This window comes from Micromonospora sp. NPDC093244 (genome assembly GCF_040683695.1).
GTDB lineage: Bacteria > Actinomycetota > Actinomycetes > Mycobacteriales > Micromonosporaceae > Micromonospora.
Genome location: NZ_JBFBEO010000001.1, coordinates 226,307 through 248,609, shown reverse-complemented (window position 1 = coordinate 248,609; position 22,303 = coordinate 226,307). Strand labels below are relative to the sequence as shown.

General features: G+C 73.6%; 18 protein-coding genes. 8 read left to right on the top strand and 10 right to left on the bottom strand.

Annotated features, from left to right (window positions below):
• Nucleotides 1-4 precede the first annotated feature (4 nt).
• A complete protein-coding gene (locus tag AB0N27_RS01145; RefSeq protein ID WP_364362414.1) occupies nt 5-2,803 on the bottom strand; it encodes a LuxR C-terminal-related transcriptional regulator in 2,799 nt (932 codons plus the stop codon).
• 145 nt (nt 2,804-2,948) lie between these two features.
• Here AB0N27_RS01145 and AB0N27_RS01140 point away from each other — a divergent pair, with 145 nt between their 5' ends.
• The 5 genes from AB0N27_RS01140 (at nt 2,949) to serS (ending at nt 8,244) form a co-directional block, all read left to right on the top strand.
• Nucleotides 2,949-3,389: a hypothetical protein gene (locus AB0N27_RS01140; protein ID WP_364362413.1), complete on the top strand. Its 441-nt coding sequence runs from the start codon at nt 2,949-2,951 to the stop codon at nt 3,387-3,389.
• Complete coding sequence (locus AB0N27_RS01135) at nt 3,386-4,522, top strand: alcohol dehydrogenase catalytic domain-containing protein (protein WP_364362412.1); 1,137 nt, start codon at nt 3,386-3,388, stop codon at nt 4,520-4,522. The genes AB0N27_RS01140 and AB0N27_RS01135 overlap by 4 nt, the downstream gene beginning before the upstream one ends.
• Before the next feature lie 40 nt (nt 4,523-4,562).
• Nucleotides 4,563-5,759: a saccharopine dehydrogenase NADP-binding domain-containing protein gene (locus AB0N27_RS01130; protein WP_364362411.1), complete on the top strand. Its 1,197-nt coding sequence runs from the start codon at nt 4,563-4,565 to the stop codon at nt 5,757-5,759.
• Between the two features lie 42 nt (nt 5,760-5,801).
• Entirely contained in the window at nt 5,802-6,866 is a 1,065-nt protein-coding gene (locus AB0N27_RS01125; protein ID WP_364365922.1) for a MerR family transcriptional regulator, read from the top strand.
• Nucleotides 6,867-6,960: 94 nt separating this feature from the next.
• Nucleotides 6,961-8,244 carry a serine--tRNA ligase gene (gene serS / locus AB0N27_RS01120; protein WP_364365919.1) on the top strand — a complete coding sequence of 428 codons (1,284 nt, stop codon included), beginning with the start codon at nt 6,961-6,963 and terminating at the stop codon, nt 8,242-8,244.
• A gap of 51 nt (nt 8,245-8,295) precedes the next feature.
• Here the strand turns inward: serS and AB0N27_RS01115 are convergent, their stop codons facing one another.
• The 4 genes from AB0N27_RS01115 to AB0N27_RS01100 are packed head-to-tail and all read right to left on the bottom strand — an operon-like array spanning nt 8,296 to nt 12,944.
• A complete protein-coding gene (locus AB0N27_RS01115; RefSeq protein WP_364362410.1) occupies nt 8,296-9,183 on the bottom strand; it encodes a cytochrome c biogenesis protein CcdA in 888 nt (295 codons plus the stop codon).
• Nucleotides 9,180-9,806, bottom strand: a complete 627-nt coding sequence (locus AB0N27_RS01110) for a redoxin domain-containing protein (RefSeq protein ID WP_364362409.1) — start codon at nt 9,804-9,806, stop codon at nt 9,180-9,182. The genes AB0N27_RS01115 and AB0N27_RS01110 overlap by 4 nt, the downstream gene beginning before the upstream one ends.
• Nucleotides 9,807-9,858: 52 nt before the next feature.
• Nucleotides 9,859-11,322 carry an NADH-ubiquinone oxidoreductase-F iron-sulfur binding region domain-containing protein gene (locus AB0N27_RS01105; RefSeq protein WP_364362408.1) on the bottom strand — a complete coding sequence of 488 codons (1,464 nt, stop codon included), beginning with the start codon at nt 11,320-11,322 and terminating at the stop codon, nt 9,859-9,861.
• Nucleotides 11,322-12,944, bottom strand: coding sequence for a hypothetical protein (locus tag AB0N27_RS01100; RefSeq protein ID WP_364362407.1), 1,623 nt, complete (start codon nt 12,942-12,944; stop codon nt 11,322-11,324). The genes AB0N27_RS01105 and AB0N27_RS01100 overlap by 1 nt, the downstream gene beginning before the upstream one ends.
• A 280-nt stretch (nt 12,945-13,224) precedes the next feature.
• Between AB0N27_RS01100 and AB0N27_RS01095 the strand changes: the two genes are divergently transcribed.
• Both AB0N27_RS01095 and AB0N27_RS01090 read left to right on the top strand, forming a co-directional pair.
• Entirely contained in the window at nt 13,225-14,670 is a 1,446-nt protein-coding gene (locus tag AB0N27_RS01095; RefSeq protein ID WP_364362406.1) for an alpha-amylase family glycosyl hydrolase, read from the top strand.
• An 86-nt stretch (nt 14,671-14,756) separates the two neighbouring features.
• A complete protein-coding gene (locus tag AB0N27_RS01090) occupies nt 14,757-15,668 on the top strand; it encodes a L,D-transpeptidase family protein (RefSeq protein ID WP_364362405.1) in 912 nt (303 codons plus the stop codon).
• Nucleotides 15,669-15,678: 10 nt separating this feature from the next.
• Here the strand turns inward: AB0N27_RS01090 and AB0N27_RS01085 are convergent, their stop codons facing one another.
• The 4 genes from AB0N27_RS01085 to AB0N27_RS01070 are packed head-to-tail and all read right to left on the bottom strand — an operon-like array spanning nt 15,679 to nt 19,158.
• Nucleotides 15,679-16,302, bottom strand: a complete 624-nt coding sequence (locus AB0N27_RS01085) for a response regulator transcription factor (RefSeq protein ID WP_139583833.1) — start codon at nt 16,300-16,302, stop codon at nt 15,679-15,681.
• Nucleotides 16,299-17,426 carry a histidine kinase gene (locus AB0N27_RS01080; protein ID WP_364362404.1) on the bottom strand — a complete coding sequence of 376 codons (1,128 nt, stop codon included), beginning with the start codon at nt 17,424-17,426 and terminating at the stop codon, nt 16,299-16,301. Before AB0N27_RS01080 ends, AB0N27_RS01085 begins: the two co-directional genes overlap by 4 nt.
• Nucleotides 17,427-17,453: 27 nt before the next feature.
• A complete protein-coding gene (locus AB0N27_RS01075; RefSeq protein WP_364362403.1) occupies nt 17,454-18,254 on the bottom strand; it encodes an ABC transporter permease in 801 nt (266 codons plus the stop codon).
• A gap of 1 nt (nt 18,255) precedes the next feature.
• A complete protein-coding gene (locus AB0N27_RS01070; protein ID WP_364362402.1) occupies nt 18,256-19,158 on the bottom strand; it encodes an ABC transporter ATP-binding protein in 903 nt (300 codons plus the stop codon).
• Nucleotides 19,159-19,304: 146 nt separating this feature from the next.
• Between AB0N27_RS01070 and AB0N27_RS01065 the strand changes: the two genes are divergently transcribed.
• Entirely contained in the window at nt 19,305-20,159 is an 855-nt protein-coding gene (locus AB0N27_RS01065; protein WP_364362401.1) for an alpha/beta fold hydrolase, read from the top strand.
• A 40-nt stretch (nt 20,160-20,199) separates the two neighbouring features.
• Here AB0N27_RS01065 and AB0N27_RS01060 read toward each other — a convergent pair whose 3' ends face one another.
• Entirely contained in the window at nt 20,200-22,302 is a 2,103-nt protein-coding gene (locus AB0N27_RS01060; protein ID WP_364362400.1) for a DEAD/DEAH box helicase, read from the bottom strand.
• Between the last annotated feature and the right edge of the window lies 1 nt (nt 22,303).

The window sequence follows — 22,303 nt, the reverse complement described above, 5'->3', positions numbered from 1 at the left end:
CGGCTCAGAGGAGCCGCAGCTCGCGCGCCCGCCGGACCGCTTCACGCCGGCGGGTCGCGTCGAGCTTGCGGTAGATGTTGCGTACGTGCGTCTTCACCGTGTTGACCGACAGGGACAGTTCGCTGGCGATCTCCACGTTGGACAGGATGCTCTGCAGGTACCGCAGGATCGTCAGTTCCCGCTCGGTGAGCGGCTCGTCGAGCGTTCCCGCCGGTTCGGTGGGCTGTCGGGTCGGCGCCTGGCCGGCGTCCCGCACCAGGTCGCTGACGAGTGCGAAGTGGGCGGTGCCCGCGTCCAGGTGGGCGGCCAGCAGATCCCGGACCGGCCCTTCGGCACGGGTGAATACCCTTCGGCAGCCGTGCGGGCCGGCCAGGTCGAGCACCTGTTCCAGGATCCGACCGGCGCGTCGTCCGTCTCCGCCCCGCTCGGCGAGGACCGCGTCCAGCAGGCCGGCGTCGAGGCGTACCGGCAGGGGCCACGCCCGCGCCCCCGGCGCCTGCCAGTCCGGCAGCGCCCGGCCTGCGGCACCGGCGTCGCCGGACCGCAGCTCCAGGCGCGACAGGCCCACCGCGAGCGCCGGCTCGGCGTGGCCGCCGGCAAGCAGCTCGCGGGCACCGTCCAGGTCACCCCGCTCGGCCCGCAGCTCCGCCTCGGCGGCCCGCAGCAGGCCCGCCAGTTCGGCGGCGTCCGGAAGGTCGACCAGTGCCTCCCGGACCCGCACGAGCAGCCGCTGGCCGGCGGCCGGGTCGCCCGCGTCGCCGTGCAGCCGTGCCCGGCACAGGGCGGCCACGGCCGCCGCCACCGGCTCGCCGCTCTCCGGCTGCGAGCCGTCCGCGCCGGTCGCCGGGGTGGCCACCGCGAGGTTCGCGGCGGCCTCGTCGGGCTGGTCGCGGTGCAGCGCCACCACCGCCAACGCCAGGTACGCGTAGCCGCAGTCGAGGCGGCAGGACCAGCCCCGGCAGGGCGGCATGCCCAGCGCGTCGCGGGCCGCCCGCTCGGCCGCGCGCAGGTCGCCACGCACCGCGAGCAGCAGGGCGGAGCGGCTGGCGGCGACCAGCTCGGTGCGGGCCCGACCGGCCTCGCGGGCCGCCGCCCGGGCCCGGACGAACCGCGCCTGGGGCAAGACGCCGGCGGCCAGCTCCACCAGCCCCAACGCGGCGCCGGTGAAGGCCCGCACGTCCGCGTCCCCGGCCGCGTCACCTCCACCGCCGGTCGGCGCGGCGTCCGGCATACCGGTCGGGCCGGCCCCGGGTGGACGGGTACGCAGCAATCGAGCGGCGGCGGCCCGCACCTCCACCGGATCGTCGGCGAGCCGGGCCACGGTCAGCTCCAGCGCGGTGGCCAACCGCAGGAACCGGTCCCGGCGGGGCACCGGCAGACCACCGGCGTACGCGGCGGCGGTGCGCAGGTGGTCGGTGGCCGCCGGGAGGTCACAGGCGTACGCCCGCTCGGCGGCGCAGGCCAGGGCAACTTCCGGCTGGGTGCGCAGCACGTCCGGCGGTGGGGACGAGGGCCGTGGACCGGCCGCCGTGGACCGGTCGTAGCGGGTCAGCTCCGGCCAGTGCGCGACGAACAGGTCGCCGGCCAGGTCCCACCGACCGGCGACCAACGCGTGCCGCAGACCGTCGGCCGGGCGGCCGCCGTGGGCGTACCACTCGGCGGCCCGTACGTGCAGCTCGCGCAGCTCGTCGGCGGGCAGCCGGGCCAGCTCGGCCCGGAGCAGGTCGGCCAGCAGCGGTTCGCAGCGGTACCAGGGTGGGCGGCCGTCCTCCCGGTGCAGCACACCTCCCGCCCCGGCCAGGTCGGCAAGGGCCTGGGCGGCGTCCGTACGGCCGGTCAACGCCTCGGCCAGGTCGGCGCAGACCGTGTCGGCCACGGCGGTGCGGCGCAGTAGGTCCCGGTCGGCCGGGTCGATCGTGCCGAGCACCTCCTCCTGGAGGTAACCGGCGATCTCCGGCTGGTCGCCGCCGAAGTGCCCCACCCAGCGTTCCGGGTCGGCCTGCCCGCGTACGGCAAGGGCGGCGATCCGCAGCGCGGCCGGCCACCCGCCGGTGCGTTCGCGCAGCCGGTGCACCGCGCTCGCCGGCAGTGCCGCGCCGTGCGCGGTGAGCAGGTCGGCCACCTCGTCGTCGGTGAAGGCCAGCTCGTCGGGGCCGATCTCGGTCAGCTCACCGGCGAGGCGGAGCCGGTGCAGGGCCAACGGCAGCCCGGCCCGCGCGCCGACCACCAGACGCAGCCGCTGCTCGGCGTGCCGCAACAGGAACTCCAGGCCGGTCAGGGCCGCCGGGTCGGTGATCCGGTGCAGGTCGTCCAGGACCAGCAGGACCGGCCGGTCCGCGCTGGCGAGGGCGGCGGCGAGGGCTTCGAGCTGGTCGGGGCGGGGCGGCCGGTCGGGCACCGGACCGTCGTCGGCCGGCCCGGTCGCGGCCCGCAGCGCCGCCGCGAGGTACGCCCACAGCCGTTCGCCGTCGTCGCCGGTCTCCACCGACACCCACGCCGGCTCAAGCCCGGCCACCGTCGGCGCGGCCCCGGCGTCGGGCACCACCGCTCCTGGCCCGGTCTCCTGGATGCCGCCGGTCAGCCGCACCCACGAGGCGAGCAGTGTCGTCTTGCCCCAGCCCGCCGGCGCGGCGACCAGGGTGACAGGTCCCGCGCTGCCCTCGTCGAGCCGGCGCAGCAGGCGAGGGCGGGCCACCACCGCCTCCGGTGGCGCGGCGGGCGTCAACCGGGACGCCAGCAACGGCAGGTCCCCCGAACGCCCCGGTGCCGTACCCACTGACGCGTGATCCTGCTGTTCCGGCACCCGGCTCCACCCCCACGACGCGTCCCACCCCCCGGTCGGCGAGCGGTTACCCGACCGGGACGGGTTCACCCCTTCCGGGCGAGCCCGCTTCACCCGCTCGCGACCGACGATCGGAGAACGTGGACCGGGAGGACGGGTGGGACCGATGCGACGGCTGACGCGTGTGGGAACCGCCCTCGGCGGCTCGGCGCTGGCCGGGGTGGCGCGCGTGCTGCGCGTACCCCTGCGGCGTGGCCGGTCGGGCGCGGACGGCGACCCCGTCGCGGCGGCCCGGTGGGAGGTCGTGACGGTGGACCGGCCGCCGGACGAGGTGCTGCCCGGCGGTCGGTGGCCTGAGCCGCTGCGCCTCCTGGACGGCGCCGTCGAGGTGCGGGTGCGCCAGGCACCGGGCCATCGGGGCACCGAGCTGGCGGCCCGCCCGCTGACCGGTGCCACCCCGACCGTCGGGCTCGCCGCGCACCTGGTCGGCGACGACCCACGGCACCTGGTCCGCCGGACGTTGCGCCAGGTCAAGCAGGGCGTCGAGACCGGCGAGGTGCTGCGCGCGGACCGCTCCGCGCTGGACCGACCGGAGGCCGGCGGGTGAGGGCGCTGTGCTGGGTGGGCGCGGACCAGCTGGCGGTGCGTGAGGTGCCGGACCCGGAGCTGCGCAACGAACGGGACATCATCGTCCGGGTCCGTCGAAGCGCCACCTGCGGCGCCGACCTGCCGTTGCTGGCCGGGAGGGATCCGCTGCTGCGCAGCGGTGACGTGCTCGGGGCGGAGTTCCTCGGCGACGTGGTCGAGGCCGGTCCGGAGGTACGCCGGCACCGCGGGGGCGACCGGGTGGTGGTGGCAGCGGGCGTCGCCTGTGGCGGCTGCTGGTACTGCCGTGCGGGCCTGCACGCCTGCTGCGACAACTGCAGCACGGAACCGGCGAGCGTGGACGAGGGTTGGGGACGGTCGGACGCGGGCTGCTTCGGGCGGCCCCGCGCGGCGGGGGGCTTCGCCGGCGGCCACGCCGAGTACGTGCGGGTGCCGTACGCGGACGTGACAGCCGTCCGGGTGCCGGACGCGGTCGGCGACGACCGGGCGCTGTTCGCCGCCGACGCGGCGCCGGCCGGCTGGCTGGCGGCCGAGCTGGGCGCGGTGCGGCCGGGTGACGTGGTGGCGGTCTGGGGCGCCGGCGCGGTGGGCCACCTGGCCGCCCGGGCGGCCACGCTGCGCGGCTGCGCCCGGGTGGTGGTCGTGGACCGGCACGAGGAGCGGTTGCGGATGGCCGAACGGCACGCGGGCGCGGAGCCGCTGAACTACCGCCACACCGACGTGTCGGCCGAGTTGCGGGACCGCAGCGGTGGGCGTGGCCCGGACGTGTGCGTGGTGGCGGTCGGCGAGCCGCCGGCCCGGTCGGTGGTCGACCGCTTCGGCGACCGCCCGGACGCCCTGCGCGAGGCGGTGTACGCCTGCCGCAAGGGCGGCACGGTGGTGGTGCTCGGCGGGACGGACGGGTTCGTCGACGCGTTCCCGCTGGGCGCGGTGACCGACAAGCGGCTCGCGGTGCACGGGGCCCGGCGGCCCGACCTGCGGGACGTGCCGATGCTGCTGGACCGGATGGCCCGCGACGAGTTGCGGACCGAACACCTGGCCACCCACCGGCTGCCGCTCGAGGAGGCCCCGCGCGGCTACGAGCTGTTCCGCGACCGGGCCGACGGCTGCGTCCGCGCGGTCTTCAGCCCGTGACCGATGAGCCATCGGCTCCGGCTGATGGCAGACTCGCAGGATGGCTGGGGAGCGAACGTACGACGTGGTCCTGTTTGGGGCGACCGGGTTCACCGGGGGGCTCACTGCCGAATACCTGGCCCAAAACGCCCCGCCGGGGCTGCGGTGGGCGCTCGCGGGGCGTAACCCGGACCGGCTCGCGGCCGTACGGGACCGGCTCACCGCGATCGACCCGAAGCTGGCCGACCTGCCGCTGCTGGCCGCCGACGTCACCGACGCCGACTCGCTGCGGGCGGTGGCCCGCGACGCCCGGGTGGTCGCCAGCACCGTCGGCCCGTACGTGAGGCACGGCGAGCCGCTGGTCGCCGCCTGCGCCGCCGCCGGCACCGACTACCTGGACATCACTGGCGAGCCGGAGTTCGTCGACCTGATGTACGTCCGCCACCACGCCGAGGCCGCCCGCACCGGCGCGCGGCTGGTGCACGCCTGCGGGTTCGACTCCATCCCGCACGACCTGGGCGTCTGGTTCACCGTCAAGCAGCTGCCCGCCGACGTGCCGATCACCGTGGACGGCTACGTCCGGGCCTCGGGTCGGTTCTCCGCAGGCACGTACCATTCCGCGCTCACCGCGTTCTCCCGTACCGGCCCGGCCAGCCGCGCGGCCCGCGACCGCCGGGCGGTCGAGCCGCGCCCCGCCGACCGTCGGGTCCGGGCGGTGCCGGGCCGGCTGGCCCGCTCGGCGGAGCTGGGCATCTGGACCGTGCCGCTGCCCACCATCGACCCGCAGGTGGTGCGCCGCTCGGCGGCGGCCCGCGCGGAGTACGGCCCGGACTTCCGCTACCGGCACTTCGCCGCCGTGAAGCGGTTGCCGACCGTACTGGCCGGCGGGGTCGGCCTCGGCGCGCTGGTCGGCCTGGTCAAACTGCCGCCGACGCGGCGCTGGCTGCTCGGTCGGCTCGCCTCCGGGCAGGGGCCGACCCCGCAGCAGCGTGCGGCGGCCTGGTTCCGGGTCCGGTTCGTGGGCACCGGCGGCGGTCGGCGGGTGCTCACCGAGGTCGCCGGCGGCGACCCGGGCTACGACGAGACGGCGAAGATGCTCGCCGAGTCGGCGCTCTGCCTGGCCCTCGACGAGCTGCCACCGACCGCCGGGCAGGTGACCCCGGTCGCCGCGATGGGCGACGCGTTGCTGGACCGGCTGGTCCGGGCCGGGCTCACCTTCCGGGTGCTGGAGGACACCCCGGTGGAGCGCCCGGCTTGACCCTCGACCGGGTCGAGGGGGCAGGATGCCCGCGTGAACGACCTGCACAGCATCGGTGAGCTGGCCCGGGCCAGCGGCCTGACCGTCAGCGCGCTGCGCTTCTACGACGCGGCGGGGGTGCTGGAGCCGGCCCTGGTCGACCCGGTGACCGGCTACCGCTGGTACACCGACGAGCAGATCGCGCCGGCCCGGCTGGTGGCCGGGTTGCGCCGGATCGGCATGCCGGTGCCGGAGATCGCCGCGGCGGTACGCGCCGAGCCGGCCGCCGTGCACCTGCTGCTCGACACGCACCTGCGCCGGCTGGTCGACGGGTTGGCCGACGCCCGTCGTGAGGTGACCCGGCTGCGGGCCCTCGTCGACCCGGCCCGGCCGGTCACCACCACGCTGCTGCTCTCCGCCGCCGAGCTGGCCGCCGCGGTCGACGCGGTGCGCTTCGCCGTCGGCGTCGACCCGGAGCTGCCGATGCTCTCCGGTGTGCTGCTCGACGTGGAGTCCGACGGCGTCCGGCTCGTCGCCACCGACCGGTACCGGCTCGCGCAGGCCCGGGCCGGTGCGCACGTCGACGGCCCGCAGGTGCGGGTGTTCGTACCTGTGAATCTCGTCGACCGGGTGCGGGCGCTGCTCGACGCCGCCGACACCGCTCCGGTGCGGCTGACCGTGACCGGCACCGACGTGCGGGTGGTGGTGGCCGGCCGGACCCTTACCGGTACCGCGCTGCACGACGACTTCCCCGACTACCGTCGACTGCTGCGCAAGGCCGTCGGCGAGCGGCCGGCCGCGTACCGGATCCCGGTGGACGTGGCGGCGCTGCGCGCCGCGCTGGCGGACCCGGCGGCCCCCACGGTGGCCCGCGAGTACGACGGCGAGCGGCTGGCCGTCACCGTGCTCGGTCTCGACGACCACGGCGGTCTGCGCCTGCTCCCCGCCGACGAGGCCGGCACCGAGGCGGTACACGTGGGCGTCAACGGCGGCTACCTGCTTGACGCGTTGGACGCGGCGGGCGCCGCCCAGCTGGTGCTGGAGTTGGACGGGCCGGTCGCCCCGCTTGCCGTGCGGCGGCCGGACGACGCGGACACCTTCTCCGTGCTGATGCCGATCCGGCTGTAGAACCGGGTCCGTCACTCCCCGTCGCCTGTCGAAACGGGCGCGACGGTAGCATCTGGTGGTCCACCTGACCCCGGACGGAGGCGTACGGAGCAGCATGCTCGACATGGAGTTGATCCGGAAGGATCGCGAGGCGGTGGCGACCGCGCTGGCGAAGCGTCTGGATCCCGCCGAGGTCACCCGGGCCCTGGACGAGATCCAGCGGCTCGACCAGGAGCGACGCGCCCTCATCACGGAGATCGACGCCGATCGGCAGCGCCGCAAGGCGGAGGCGCGGGCGTACGCGGAGGCGAAACGCGCCGGCCGCGAGCCGGACGTCGCTGCGCCCGAGGCCGGTCGCAGGCAGCTCTCCGAGCTGGAGTCCGAGCTGGACGAGGTGCAGGGGCGGCTGCGCACCGCGATGAGCGAGCTGCCCAACCTGCCCGCCGACGATGTCCTTCCCGGCGGCAAGGAGGCCAACCGGGTCGTCAAGACCTTCGGTGAGCCGCCGGTGATCGACAAGATCCGCGATCACGTGGAGCTGTCCCGGATGCTCGGTCTGGTCGACCACGAGCGCGGCGTGAAGCTCGGTGGCTCCGGCTTCTGGATGTACACGGGGATGGGTGCCCGGCTGGAGTGGGCGCTGCTCAACTTCCTCATCGACGAGAACGTCAAGGCCGGCTACGAGTTTCTGCTGCCGCCGCACCTGCTTCTCGACACGGCAGGCTTCGCCGCCGGGCAGTTCCCGAAGTTCTACGACGACGTCTACCACCTGGACCGTGAGTCCGCCCCGCGTGGACAGTTCCTGCTGCCCACCTCGGAGACGGCGATCCTCGGCGCCTACCAGGACGAGATCCTGGAGACGTCGAAGCTGCCGCTGAAGCGTTTCGCGTACACGCCGTGCTACCGCCGGGAGGCCGCCGGCTCGCACTCGGACGAGCGCGGCACCGTACGGGGCCACCAGTTCAACAAGGTGGAGATCTTCCAGTTCACGCTGCCCGAGCAGGCGGACGCGGCGCTGGAGGAGATGGTCACCCACGCCGAGAGCCTGGTGGAGAAGCTGGGGCTGCACTACCAGCGCAGCCTGCTGTCGGCCGGCGACGCCAGCGCGTCGATGCGCAAGACCCTCGACATCGAGGTGTGGATGCCGAGCATGGGCAAGTACAAGGAGGTGTCGTCCGTCTCCTGGGGCGGCGACTACCAGGCCCGCCGGGCGGCCATCCGCTACCGCGAGCCGGGCGGCAAGCAGACCCGCTTCGTGCACACGCTCAACGGCTCCGCCCTGGCGACGAGCCGGCTCTTCCCGGCCATCCTGGAGCAGTACCAGCAGGCCGACGGCAGTGTCCTGATCCCCAAGGTCCTCCAGGACCGTCTAGGAACAGACCGCCTGACCCCCCGCTGACCCCCACCCCCACCCCGGCCGGCCCCGGCCGACGCCCCGCCGATCATGAAGTTATTGCGCGTCGCTCCGGCGTGTCGTGGCAACAGCTTCATGATCAATAGGGGTGGGTCGGGGGTGCGGGCGTTTCAGCAGGGGCGCGGTGAGAAGGAGGGCCGTCAGGGCTGCCGCCAGCAGCGCGGGGCCCAGCGCGTCGAGGGTTTCGGCCAGGGTGCGTTGGAGCCGGGCGGCTGCCTGGATCACCGGGTCCGCCAGGGCGTCCCGGCGGCCGGCGGCCAGCCGCACCTCGTACCAGCCGTACCAGGCGACGTAACCGCCGGCGAGCAGCAGCACCAGGCCACTGAGGCGGGGCACCAGGGCGCCGGCGCCGCGTAACCGGGCCACCAGCCCGTCGCGCAGCAGGGCCACGCCGAGCGCGGCGACCGCGACCACCAGACCCATCCCGAGGGCGTACGCCCCGAACAGAGCCAGCCCCCGCCCGGTCGAGCCGGCCTGGAGGCTGGTCACCACGATGGCCAGGAACGGCGCGATGGCGCAGCCCAGCGACGCCAGCGCGTACGCCGCCCCGAACAGCGCCATCGACGGCCAGGACCGGGTCAGCCGGGGCGCTCGGGCGGACCAGCCGGGGGCGGGCAGTCGCCTGCCGGCGAGCAGCCAGCAGCCGGCCACCAGCAGCAGCACGCCGAGGGTCACCGTGAGCCACGGCAGCCGGGGCCGCAGCCAGCCGGCCAGCGGCGCGAGGGCCAGGCCGAAGGCGCCGAAGACCAGCACGTACCCCAGGGTGAGCCCGGCCGCCGCGGTGAGCGCGCGGCCGACCGCGCCGCGGGTGTCCGACGCCCCGGCGACCAACAGCGAGAGGTACGCGGGCAGCAACGCGAAGCCGCACGGGTTGACCGCACCGAGCATGCCGGCGGTCAGCGCGAGCAGCAGGGCGGCGGTCACGCCCCGGCCAGTGCGGCGACCCGGGCGGTGAGCCCCTCACCGTCCAGGAAGCCCTGGTGCACGACCGTGCCGTCCCGGTCGATGATCACGAAGATGCTCTGCTCGGTCACCCTGAACCGGCGCCAGATCGCACCTGCCTCGTCATCGATCTGCGGCGTCCCGGCGAGGTCGAACTCGGTGACGAACTCCTTCATCGCCTTCTGCTCGCCCAGCCCGGCGACGCCGACGATCGGGACGGTGTCCCGGTACTTCGGCGCGATCTCGGCAACCGTCCACGCCTGGCTGGCGCAGGTGGCGCACCACGGCGCCCAGAACCACAGCACCACCGGCCTGCCGGCGAGCCGCGCGGCGTCGAACGCGGTGCCGGTGAGAGTGGTCCCGGTGAAGCGCAGCACGTCCGGGACCTGCGCCGGAGCGGCCGGCGGTCCGCCGGTGGGCGAGTCGGTCGGCGAGGGCGGTGTCGCGGTCGGCGCGGCAACGGTCGAGGCCGATCCGGCGGCGGTGGGTCCGCCCGGCGCGGTGCCGGTGCAGGCGGCGACGCCGAGCAGGGCCACCACGAGCGCCCCAGCGGTGGCGCCACGGCGTACCGGTCCGGCCGCTGTCCACGTCCTGCTGATCCGCATCCGCTTCTCCGTCTCCGGTCCGGAAGGGACCCTTGCTGGACCTGAGGCTTACCTACTCGGCCTTGGCGAGTCGGAGCGCCAACTCGGGGCAGACCTTTACCGCCTTCAGCGCCCCCTCCCGCAGCCAGGTCGGCACGGGGGTGGTCGGGAAGGCCGGATATCCGTTCGCGTCGAGGCGGATGAAGTCCGGCACCACGTGGGCGCAGAGCCCGTGCCCGTCACAGCGCGACCAGTCCAGGGTGAGCTTCTGCGGGTTCGCGTCGGGTGCGCCGGGCAGCCCCATCACGCCCTTGACCCGCCTGCCGCAGCCGTCGCCGGTGCTGTGCAGCCGCAGGTCCTCGGCGAAGACCTCGATGGCGGAGAGCGCGAACCGGGCGGTGCCGTCCGGGTGGCTGCACGCGCCCCGGCCCTTCACCTCGCCGGCGGCGGCGCGGACCACGTCGGCCGGTTGGCTGCCGGCGACGGCCAGGTCCACGGCGCGGGCCAGGTCCGGCAGGCCCATCTTGCACGGTCCGCACTGCCCGGCGGACTCGCCGGCCAGGTAGCGCACCACCTGGGCTGCCTCACCGAGCGGGCAGGTGTCGAGCCCGAGCGGGACGATGATGCCCGCGCCGAGCGTGCCGCCGACCGCCGCCAGACCCTTGCGAGACACCTCGGCCTTCTCCGCCGCCTCCGGGGTGATCCACTTGCCGTGGTAGCCGCCCATCAGGATGCCCTGCACGTCAGGCACCTCGCACAGGTCGAGGACGTCGCGCAGCGGCATCCCGGCGGTGCACTCCACCACGGCCGGTCGACCGGCCGCCCCGGTCACGGTGAGCAGCACCGTGCCCGGCTCGTCGTCGGTGCCGAGCGCCGCGTACTCGTACGGGCCCAGTCGGGCGCCGATAGCGAGCTGGGCGTACGTCTCGGCGTTGGACAGCAGGGTGGGCAGGCCGCTGACGCCGGAGTCGCTGGAGCGCTTCTTGGTGCCCGGCGGGATGTGCGGCAACCCGTTGATCCCGTTGACGAGTGCGCCGCCCTCGCCGGAGATGAACCGGTGCGGCACGGTGACGATCGTTGTCTGCACCGGCATCCGGCGCTCGTCGAGGGCGTCCATCAGCGAGTCCCGTCCGACCCCGTCGTCGGCCACGCCGATCACGATCTCGTCGGCGTCCAGCGCGTACGCGGCAAGCGCCGCGCCGTCCAGGATCAGGTGCGGGGCGCGGGTCAGCAGCACCTTGTCCTTCCAGCTGGCCGGCTCCCCCTCGGTGGCATTGACCACCACGACGGCGGCGAGCTCCTGCCGCTCGCAGGACTCCAGCACCGCGCGGAGTTTGCGGGCGAACGGGAACCCTGCCCCGCCCTTGCCCTTGAGTTGCATGCCCTCGGCGAGCCGGAGCAGCTGCGCCGGCTCGATCGGGCCGATCGGTCCGTGCACCTCCTCGTGCGCGGCCAGGTCGAGTCGACCGAACTCGGCGAAGCCGGCGGTGAGCCGGGGCTCACCCACACAGGCGACCGGTGGCACGGCGGTGCGCATCACTTCGCCTCACCCCGCAGCCCGGCCCAGTACGCCCCGTCCACCGCGTCGGCGCTGGCCTTGCGACGCTTGGACCGGCCCTCGCCAGCGGCCCGCTTGGCGCGGCGGGACGCCAGGTCGACAAGGGTCGGGGTGTCGTCGACGGGCGGCACCTCGTCCGGCACGTACCGGGCCGGCGGACGCCAGTAGTCCGGCTCCTCCGGCAGGTCGTCCTCGACGCTGTGCCGACCGCTGCCGCTGTGCGGCGCCGCCGAGATCGGGCCGGCGGAGATCGGCTCGGCGGAGACGGGGCCGGCCGAGATCGGCTCGGCGGCCTGCCACCGGCGCGGGCTGTCCCACGGTTCCTCGGCCTCGTCAAGCGTCCGCTGCGGCGGCACCGAGTAGCGGCTGTCGTCGTCCTCGGAGCGGGATCGGCGGCTGGTCCGCTCGGCGGCCGGCTCCTCGGCGCGTCGCCGCCGGGGCGGGGCCGTCTCATCGTCCCGGTCGCGGGTACGCGACGTGCGTCGCCGGGTCACCGGCTCCAACTCCTCCTCGTCGCGTCCACGGGTGCCGGTGTCCTGGGCGCCACGGCGGGTCGAGCGACGACCTGTCACCTCCGCCTCGTCGCGTCGACGGCGGGCGGGCGCCGGTTCCTCGTCGCGGCGGCGGCTGGGCCGCGCGGGCTCGGCGAGAGAGCCGGGCTCGGGCACCACGGGGACGGTGAACCGCTCGGGGTCGCCCCGCCGGGCCGCCGGTGGGGCGGTCCAGGTGGCGGTGGCGGTGTCCGCCCAGGCGGGACGCTTGTCGGTGGCCTTCGGGCGCCGACCCAACCCGGCCAGCAGCGATCGGGCGGTCTTCGCCTCCTCGGCCCGGCCGACCATCACCGCGTTGCGCACCGCTGCCTGGTGCTGCTCCCGGCTGCGCCGACCGATGGTGACCGAGAACCGCACCAGCAGTGCCAGCACCACCAGCAGGACGCAGCCCAGGTAGCTGAGCATCACCCAGGGCGCGGCGGCCCGACCGGCGTTGAGGCCGTGCGCGATGGCAAAGGGCCAGGCCAGGTAGGCGGTGGAGTGCAGCGCGCGCCACAGCCACTTCGGACCGACGCCCGCGAAGCGGGCCCGGATGATGCCGGTCCAGATCACGCTGACCATCAGCAGCGCGGCGACGGTGCCGAGCCCGACGTAGAGGCCCCCGCCGCCGACGAACGGCACCAGCGCGTCGGTCGCCGCCGCCCGCCCCGTGCCGATCTTGGTGAGGACGTGGAAGCCCAGCCCGGCAACGCCGAGCACACCTGTGGCGCGGTGCGCCGACTGCATCAGCACCCGGTGCGAGATGCCCAGCACCAGCCGGTCGGTGGCGAGCAGGCCGAGCATCACGGTGAGGCTCAACGACACCAGGGCGACCACCCCGGCGAAGAACTCGGTGAAGAAGAAGCCGTACGCGTACGCCGTCTGACCGGCGCCGGTCAGCATTGTCGCCGCCCAGAGCGCGGCGAGCGCCGACGCGATGAGCGCGGTGGTCGCGCCCCGCGACCGGGTGCGTACCCCCCGGCTGCTCTCGCTGGTCCGGACGGTAGCCGCCTTCTGGTTCTGCTGTGCCCGGGCCATCTGCTCCTCGATCGTCTCGCGGCGGCGTACCACCGGCCGACCCCTGCTCCCCCATCCAGTACGGACGAGCGGGGTCGGCGGATCACCCGGTTGTGAAAATTCTGGGCCGCGATCGAACCAGGTGACGCCGGCGTGCGTTGCGCCCCCGCGCACGGGTCCGGATCGGACAGCGACAAACGTCCATGCGTTGACAGTGGTTGCAACACGCTTGTAATCTTTCGGCAAATTTCAGTCTGGGTTGCAAGATTGCGGCAACGTCAGGCTCTCCCCCGCAGCGCCACCACCCCCGCCCCCGCTCCCGTCAGGAGTCCCGATGCACCGACGTCGACGCGGCTCAGCGATCCTCGCCCTCGGCCTGATCGCCAGCCTGCTCGTCCCCACTGCCGTGACGGCACCCCCGGCCGTCGCCGCCCCGTCCGGCGCCAAGAAGGTCATCGTCCAGCTCTTCGAGTGGAACTGGCCCTCGGTGGCCAGCGAGTGCCAGAGCACGCTCGGCCCGAAGGGCTACGGCTACGTCCAGGTGTCACCCCCGCAGGAGCACGTGCGGGGCAACCAGTGGTGGCTGGCGTACCAGCCGGTCAGCTACCGGATCGAGTCCCGCAAGGGCACCCGCGCCCAGTTCCAGTCGATGGTGAACACCTGCCACGCGGCCGGGGTCAAGGTGATCGTCGACGCGGTGATCAACCACATGTCCGGTCAGGATAACGGCGGCACCGGCTGGGCCGGGTCGTCCTACTCGCACTACGACTACCCGGGCATCTACCAGACCCAGGACTTCCACCACTGCGGGCGCAACGGCGGCGACGACATCGCCAACTACAACGACAGGTACGAGGTGCAGAACTGCGAGCTGGTCAACCTCTCGGACCTGAAGACCGAGTCGGACTACGTCCGTACGAAGATCGCCTCGTACCTCAACGACCTGCTCTCCCTCGGCGTGGACGGCTTCCGGATGGACGCCAGCAAGCACATGCCGGCCGCCGACATCGCCGCGATCAGGGGCAAGCTGTCCCGCTCGGCGTACATCGTGCAGGAGGTCATCTACGGTGCGGGCGAGCCGGTCCAGCCGACCGAGTACACCGGCAACGGTGACGTGCACGAGTTCCGCTACGGCAAGGACCTGGCCCGCGTGTTCCGCTCCGAGCGGTTGGCGTACCTGAAGAACTTCGGCGAGGGCTGGGGGCACCTGGCCACCGGCAAGGCCTCGGTGTTCGTCGACAACCACGACACCCAGCGCGACTCGGGTGGGGTGCTGACCTACAAGGACCGAGGCATCTACTCCCTGGCGAACGCGTTCATGCTGGCCTGGCCGTACGGCTCGCCGACGGTCATGTCCAGCTACACCTTCAGCAACCGGGACGCCGGCCCGCCGTCGGACGGCGCCAACAAGACCCTCAACACCACCTGCTACTCCGGCTGGGAGTGCGAGCACCGCTGGCCGGTGATCGCCAACATGGTCGGGTTCCGCAACGCCACCGAGGGCGCCGGCGTCGCCAACTGGTACGACAACGGCAACAACCACATCGCGTTCAGCCGTACCGGAAAGGGCTTCATCACCGTCAACGACGAGGACTCCGCGGTGAACGGCCGCTCCTACTACACGGGCCTGCCCGCCGGCAGGTACTGCGACGTCATCCACGGCACGTACGCCGGCGGCACGTGCAGCGGCCCGGTGATCACCGTGGACGGTAGCGGCTGGTTCGCCGCCAACGTGCCAGCGCACGACGCGATAGCCGTCCACATCGGCGCCCGCGTCTAACCCCGCGCAAGGAAGGGCCCCTTCTTATCGGTTTTTGTATAAGAAGGGGCCCTTCCTTGCATCCCTGCGTCCGATACAGTTGTTTCGTGTCGTTTGACCGGATTACTCCGTACCGCCGCCGCGCCGGCTGGATCGCCGCCGCCATCGCCGTACCCGCGCTGCTGGTCGCCGCGCTGCTGGTCGGCAAGGCCCTCACCCCACGCTCGACGGCCCCCGACGACAGCCGCGTGGTGGCCGCCGACCCGACGCCGAGCAGCGTCGAGCAGAGCCCTGAGGAGTCGGTCCCGCCGGCCGCGCCCGCCCCGGACGGGCTGCCGGTCGTCGACTACGACCCCGCGCCCAAGGGCTTCCCCGCCGACCGGGCCACCATGGACACCACGCCGCTGACCGAGGGCGTGCACCCGACCCGGCGCGTCGCCGCGTACGACGCGCCCGGCGGACGTCCGCTGGCCTTCCTCGAACCGACGCTCGCCGGTGTCGAGCTGACCGTGCCGGTCGCCGAGAAGCGGGCCGGCTGGACGGCAGTCCTGCTGCCCTCGGCCAACCGGCGCCTGGCCTGGCTGCCGCCGGGCGGGTTCGCCACTGTGGCGCTGCGCGACCAGATCGTGGTGGAACGCAAGGTGCACCGGCTCACCTGGTACCGCGCCGGCAAGGCGGTGCGCTCCTGGAAGACGAGCCTCGGCCAGGAGGGGCAGGAAACCCCGCTCGGCCGCACGTTCATCCTGGGCCGCACCCCGCCGCCGGAGCAGGTCTACGGCGGCGTGGACATCTACGCCCTCGGCTCGGTGCCGGACGACCCCGAGGCGGTGCCGACCGGGCTGCGCGGCGCGCACATCGGCCTGCACACCTGGTACAACGACGACGAGCTGGGCGAGAACAGCACTAACGGCTGCATCCGGGTGACCCGCAGCGGCCAGCGGGAACTGCTCGCCGAGGTGCGTCCCGGCAGCAGCCTGGTGGTGGTCGACCAACTGCCCACGCCGCCGCCGACCGCCTGAGCGGCGTCGTTCACTCGCCGAGCAGCCAGCCGTTGCGCTCGGCGACACGGACGGCGTCCGCCCGGTTGCGGCCACCTGTCTTGCCGATCGCCGCCGAGAGGTGGTTGCGCACCGTCCCCTCGGACAGGTGCAGCGCCGCCGCCAGGTCGGCGACCGTACCCCCGCCCCGCGCCGCGCGCAGCACCTCGGTCTCCCGCTCGGTGAGCGGACTCGCGCCGGTGGCCAGGGTCTCCGCGGCAAGCGTCGGATCGACCACCCGCAGGCCGGCGTGCACCCGGCGGACCGCGTCGGCGAGTTGCCGGGCCGGGGTGTCCTTGACCACGAAGCCGTTCGCGCCGGCCTCCATGGCCCGGCGCAGGTAGCCGGGCCGCCCGAAGGTGGTCACCACAAGCACCCGGCAGGTCGGCAGCGCGGCCCGCAGCGCGGCAGTCGCGGCGATCCCGTCCAGGCCGGGCATCTCGACGTCCAGCAGCGCCACGTCGGGCGTGTGCCGTAGGGCCTCGGTCACCACCTCGTCGCCCCGACCGACCTCGGCCACCACCGTCAGGTCCGGCTCCAGCGACAACAGGGCGGCCAGCGCGCCACGGACCAGCGCCTGGTCGTCGGCGAGCAGCAGCCGGATCGGCCCGCTCACCGGGCCTCCCCCGGCGCGTGCACCCGCAGCAGGAAGCCGCCGGCCGGCCGTCGACCGACGGTCACCACTGCGTCCAGCCGCCGCGCCCGCTCGCGCAGGCCCACCAACCCGTGGCCGGTGACGTCGGGAGTGGACGGACCGCGTCCGTCGTCGCTCACCTCGACCCCGTTGCGGTCCACCCGGACCGTGCAACACCGCGCCCCACTGTGCCGGACCACGTTCGTCACCCCTTCCCGCACCGCCCAGCCGAACAACCGGTCCCACTCCGCCGGCAGCGGCGGCACGTCGGCCGGCAGGTCCGCCGCGATGCCCGCCGCGGCAAGCGCGGAACGGGCGCCGGTCAGCTCAGCGGCCAGGGTCACCTCGCGGTACGCCCCGACGGTCTGCCGCACGTCGGCCAACGCGGCCCGGGCCAGCCTCTCCACCTCGGCGATCTCGGCGGCGGCACGGCCGGTGTCCACCTCGATCAGTCGCCCGGCCAGCTCGGCCTTGATCGCCACCACGGTCAACGAATGCCCGAGGATGTCGTGCAGGTCGCGGGCGGCGCGGGCCCGCTCCTCGGCGACCGCGAGCCGGCCGATCTCCCGCTGGGCGGCCTGGAGTTCGCTGTTGCGCTGGGCCAGCCGGGACACCCCGAACATGGCGAACGAGGCGAGCAGCACCGCCCAGACGATGCCGGTCTCGGTCCCCCATCCCGGCACCAGCCAGGAGGCAAGCGCGGGGGTGACCGCGCAGACCACCACGGCCGCCAGCGCCTCCCACGCCGGCAGCAGGAACACCGCCGCGGCGGCCACGTAGACCAGTGTGGCCAGCCAGTCCCCACCGGTGCCCGGCATGCTGGCCAGACCCACCGCGAGCAGCAGCACCAGCCCGGCCCGCGCCCGGCCCACCGGGATCGGCAGCAGTGACTGGCGCAGCCTCCGGGCCCACTGGAACAGCAGCACGTAGCCGACGCCGAAGGCGACCAGGGCGGACACGCCGAGGATCCGCCTCCACGGCTCCGGCTGGTGCAGCGCGGTGGAGAGCGGCACGTTGAGGAAGAACAGCCACACGGCGGCGAGCAGCCAGCCGGTGAACCGCCAGTGGCGGCTCACCGGCGGGGACTGCCCCGTCGAGAGGTCCATCGGGTCCACGCTAACGGTCGCCGGCCGTCAGACCCGCGCGGTGTCGCGGCGGAACAGCCGGGCCGCGCCGATGCCGAAGGCCAGCGCCCAGAAGACCATGTTCGCCACCCCTGCCATGCTCACCCCGTCACCGGTCAGCGGGGCGCGGGCCAGCACGCCCACGCCGTACACCGGGGTGAACGTCGCGACCTGCTGGAGCACGTGCGGCAGCACATCGACCGGGACGAAGAGCCCGCCGAACATGGCGAGCACGGCCAGGATCGGTCCGAGGAACTGCATGACGTTCTCGGCCGGCACCAGATAACCGATGAACAGCCCGAACGCGGCGAACACAAGCGAACCGAGCCAGGCCGCCAGACCGGACAGCAGCCAGACGTACGCCGGGATACGGACCCCGGCCACCGCACCCACCGCGAACTCCACGACGACCGCGAGCAGGCCGAGGGTCATCGCGGTGAGCAGCTTCGTGGCCACGTACGCACTCGGGCGCAGCGGGGTGAGCCGCAACTGCCGGCTCCAGCCCAGGGCGCGTTCGGTGGCCACCGCGCCCCCCGCGCTCGTCGTCGCCACCATTGCCGCGTACACGGCCAGGCTGATCATGACGTACGCGGTCACCGGGCGGCCGTTGTCCAGGTTCTGCCCACCCTGCGGCAGGCCGAAGATGAGGAAGAAGACGCCCGGCATGATCAGCGTGAAGGCGAGGGTGCGGCGGTTGCGCAGCACGCGGCGCAGCTCGATGCCGAGCACGGCCGGGGCGAACCCGCCCAGCGCGGGCAGCCGCCGGTCCGGCTCGACGGTACGGGTGGGGGTGGCCGGCACTGTCGTCATCTCAGGCTCCGGTCTGCTGGGCGGTGGTCAGGGCGAGGAAGGCGTCCTCGAGGTTGCGGGAGGTGATCTCCACGTCCCGGGCGTCGGTGCGGGTGAGCAGGTGCCTGGCGATCGCGTCCGAGTCGCCGGTGCGCACCAGCACGCTGTCGCCGCGTACCTCCACGGCGTCCACGCCCGGCAGCGCCGCGAGCGCGGCCTGGTCGGCGCCGGGAAGCGTGGCGCGCACCGTACGGCCGGCGGCCAGGTTCTTGATCTCGGCCGTGGTGCCGTCGGCCACCACGCGTCCCTGCCGGACCAGCACGATCCGGTCGGCGTACGCGTCCGCCTCGTCCAGGTAGTGGGTGGCGAAGATGACCGTCCGTCCGGCCCGCGCGTCCCGGCGCAGGGCCTGCCAGAAGTCCCGCCGGCCCTCGACGTCCATGCCGGTGGTCGGCTCGTCGAGCACCATGAGGTCCGGGTCCGGCAGCAGGGCCAGCGCGAACCGCAGCCGCTGCTGCTGACCGCCCGAGCAGCGCCCGACCACCCGCCCGGCGATGTCGGCGATGCCGGCCCGCTCCAGCACCTCCGCCGCCGGACGGGTGTGCCTGTAGAAGTGGGAGGTCATCTCGACCGTCTCGCCCACGGTCAGGTCCTTGAGCAGCCCGCCGGTCTGGAGTACGGCGGCGACCCGGCCCCGGGCCACCGCCTCGTCAGGCGCACCGCCGAGGACGCGGACGGTGCCCGCGTCCGGGCGGGCCAGCCCGAGCAGCATGTCGATGGTGGTGGTCTTGCCCGCGCCGTTCGGGCCGAGGAACGCCACCACCTCGCCAGGCTGCACCCGCAGGCTCAGCCCGTCGACAGCGGTGACCGTACCGAAGGTCTTGGTGAGGCCAGCCAGCTCGACGGCCGGATGCGTACTGGTCATGCCACTGATGCTCCTGCGGTGCGTACCCCCGTGCCCGGAGCGGCCGTCACGTCCCGACCGTGACATTTGTCAGGGGCGTTTGCCGGGGTTTCCCGGCCCCGCAGTGGGTAACCGCCGGGCCGGACACGCGACACAGGGGGGACGCGATGGGTGCCACGCCGCAGGGCCGGGTCGACACGGTCGTGCTCATCCACGGACTCTGGATGACACCGCGCAGCTGGGAGGGGTGGATCGAGCGGTTCACCGCGCGCGGCATGCACGTGATCGCCCCCGCCTGGCCGGGCATGGACCGGTCCGTGGAGCAGTTGCGCGACGATCCCACCCCGATCGCCGAGCAGAGCATCGCCACGATCGTGGCGCACTACGACCGGATCATCAGGAAGCTGCCCCGCCCGCCGATCATCATGGGGCACTCGTTCGGCGGCCTCATCACGCAGGTCCTCGTCGACCGGGGCCTCGGCGCGGCGGCGGTAGGCGTGCACCCCGCGCAGGTGAAGGGCGTGCTCAAGGTGCCGCTGAGCCAACTGCGCTCCGGCTTCCCGATCCTGCGCAGCCCCGCCAACCGCAACAAGGCCGTCCCCTTCACCCCAGACGACTTCGCCTACACCTTCGGCAACACGATGAGCCGGGAGGACTCCGACCGGGCCTGGGAGCGCTACGCCGTCCCGGGCGCCGGACGGGTCTACTTCGAGGGCGCGTTCGCCAACCTCGACCCGCGCTCACCAGCCCGGGTCGACGTCGGGCGCAACGACCGGGCCCCGCTGCTGCTGATGGCCGGCGGACTCGACCACGTGGTGCCGGCGTCGGTGGTCCGCTCCAACGCGGGGCTCTACCAGAAGTCGCGGGCCCTCACCGCGTACGAGGAGTTCCCGGGGCGGTCGCACTTCACGGTCGGGCAGGACGGCTGGGAGGAGATTGCCGACTACGCGCTCGACTGGGCGCTGCGGGCGGCGGCCCTGCCCCGGGAGGCGACAATCGCCAGCGAGAGCCCCCGCCGCTGAACCGGCCATCGCCGATACTCACTGAGGAAGCGTGCACTCGCTACGAGACGATGACGAACCGTACGGGTTCGTCCAGCACTACGGCAGCGCCCTCCAGGTCGGCTAGGCGCGCAGCCAGCGTCGCCGCAGCCAACCGTTCCGGCAGGGCGGCGCCGAACTTGAGGCCGTCCAGGGCCTTGTCGTTCACCTCTGGCAGGCACAGTCGGGTGGCGGCGTCCGCGGTGAGTGCCCGCCAGCTTGCAGGGGTGACGTCTTCCCGTAGTCGGATGCTGTTGCCGTCGAACCGCTCCACCGGATCGACGACTTCGCTCAGCGTGGCGGTCAATGTGGCGTTCGTCCGGAAACCTGCCCAGGTCCACCAGCGCAGGTCACCGCCGCTCTCGCGGACAATGACAGTGCCACCGGGATGCACCAGGTGCAGTTTCTCCTCCCGCTCCCGCGCCAGGCGAGTCAGCGCACGACGGGTGAGGGCGACCGGAGGGTCCGCTCCCAGCAGCACCTCGCGCGTCGCCCGGGTGATCTCGTGACCGCGGTACGCCCACCCGGTGCCCGTCCAACGGGCACGTCCGCCGCCGTCGGCAGGCTCGACGAAACACCGCCGACGGCGCCAGTCGATGTAGGTAACGCGCCAACTTCGCCCGCTCAACAGCAGGCGGCGTTCGCCCCGGACCTCCTCGGTGAGCAGGCTGGGATCGATCCGCCCCAGTTCGCTACGGCCCAGCAGGACGGTGAACTCGGGCGGCCCGGTGAATACCGCCGTCATCTCCATGAAGTGGCGACGGCCGAACCGCTCCTCGGCGGTGGGACCGATGAAGAGCATGCCCTCGTCCTGCTCCAGATAGCCGTGCTCGACGAGGTGTCGAACGATCGGCCGGGCGTTCTTCTCAAAGGGCGGCAGCTCGTTCCAGGCCTGGATCCAGGTCTCCGCACCGATCCGATGCTCCTGAAGGCAGAGAGCGAGCACCTGTTGGGCGACGATATGCCGAGGTTCCGGCGGTGCGGTGACCGGCTCCACCCAACCTCGTGACCAGAGCAGGAGCAGCGCGGCCGCCTCCACGAGCGGCTGGCCACCGAGCGTCAGGAACAGGCAGTTCCGGCTGCTTCCCGGACGGCGACCGGTGCGCCCGAGCCGCTGCAGGAAGGACGCTACGGTAGCTGGCGCGTCGATCTGGATCACCCGGTCCAGATCGCCCACGTCGATGCCGAGTTCGAGTGTGCTGGTCGAAACGATGACGCAGTCCCGTGACTCACCAAACGCCTGTTCCGCGCGGCGCCGCTCGTCCACGGACAGCGACGCATGCGACAGGAAGGTGGTGACGCCCTGTCCCCGTAGCAGTTGTCCGAGCTCCTCGACCGTCTGACGGGATTCGCAGAAGACCAGCCGTTTTTCGCCCGGATGCAGGGCTGCGATCACGGCTGCGGCGTTGGTGAGCGAGCCGACGTAGTCCAGCTCGATCTCGCCTGCGGGTGCACCACCCGCGACCTGCACCACCTCGGGTGCGACGACCTGGGCCGGGCGGCTACCCGCGCCGGAGCCCTGGAGCCACGTGAGCAGATGGTCGGGGTTCCCGACGGTGGCGGAGAGGCCGATGCGCTGCAGCGGCCGACCAGCCACCCGGGTCAGACGTTCCAAGACGGCGAGCAGGTGCCAACCCCGATCGTCGCCGGCGAAGGCGTGCACCTCGTCGACGATCACCGCTTGAAGGTTGGTGAAGAACTGGCGGTGGTCGACGTTGGCGCTGACCAGCATCGCTTCCAGTGACTCGGGGGTGGTCAGCAGGATATCCGGCCGTTCGTAGAGCACCGCACGCCGCCGGGACGCGCCGACATCTCCGTGCCAGAGAGCCACCCGCCGACCGAGCCAGCCGGCGTACTGCTCCAGCCGGGGCTCCAGGTTGTTGAGCAGCGCCTTGAGCGGGGCAAGGTAGAGCACCGATGTGCCGGTCCACTGGTGCGTGGCCATCCGGGACAGCAGCGGAAACAGTGCGGCCTCCGTCTTGCCGCCCGCCGTCGGGGCGAGCAGGAGGGCATCCAGGCCGCCCTGCACCGGGGCGATCGCAGCACGCTGCAATGGGCGCAGGTCTCGCCAACCCAGAGTGTTGACCACGTGGTGCACTACGACCGGGTCGAGGTCCGGCAACACG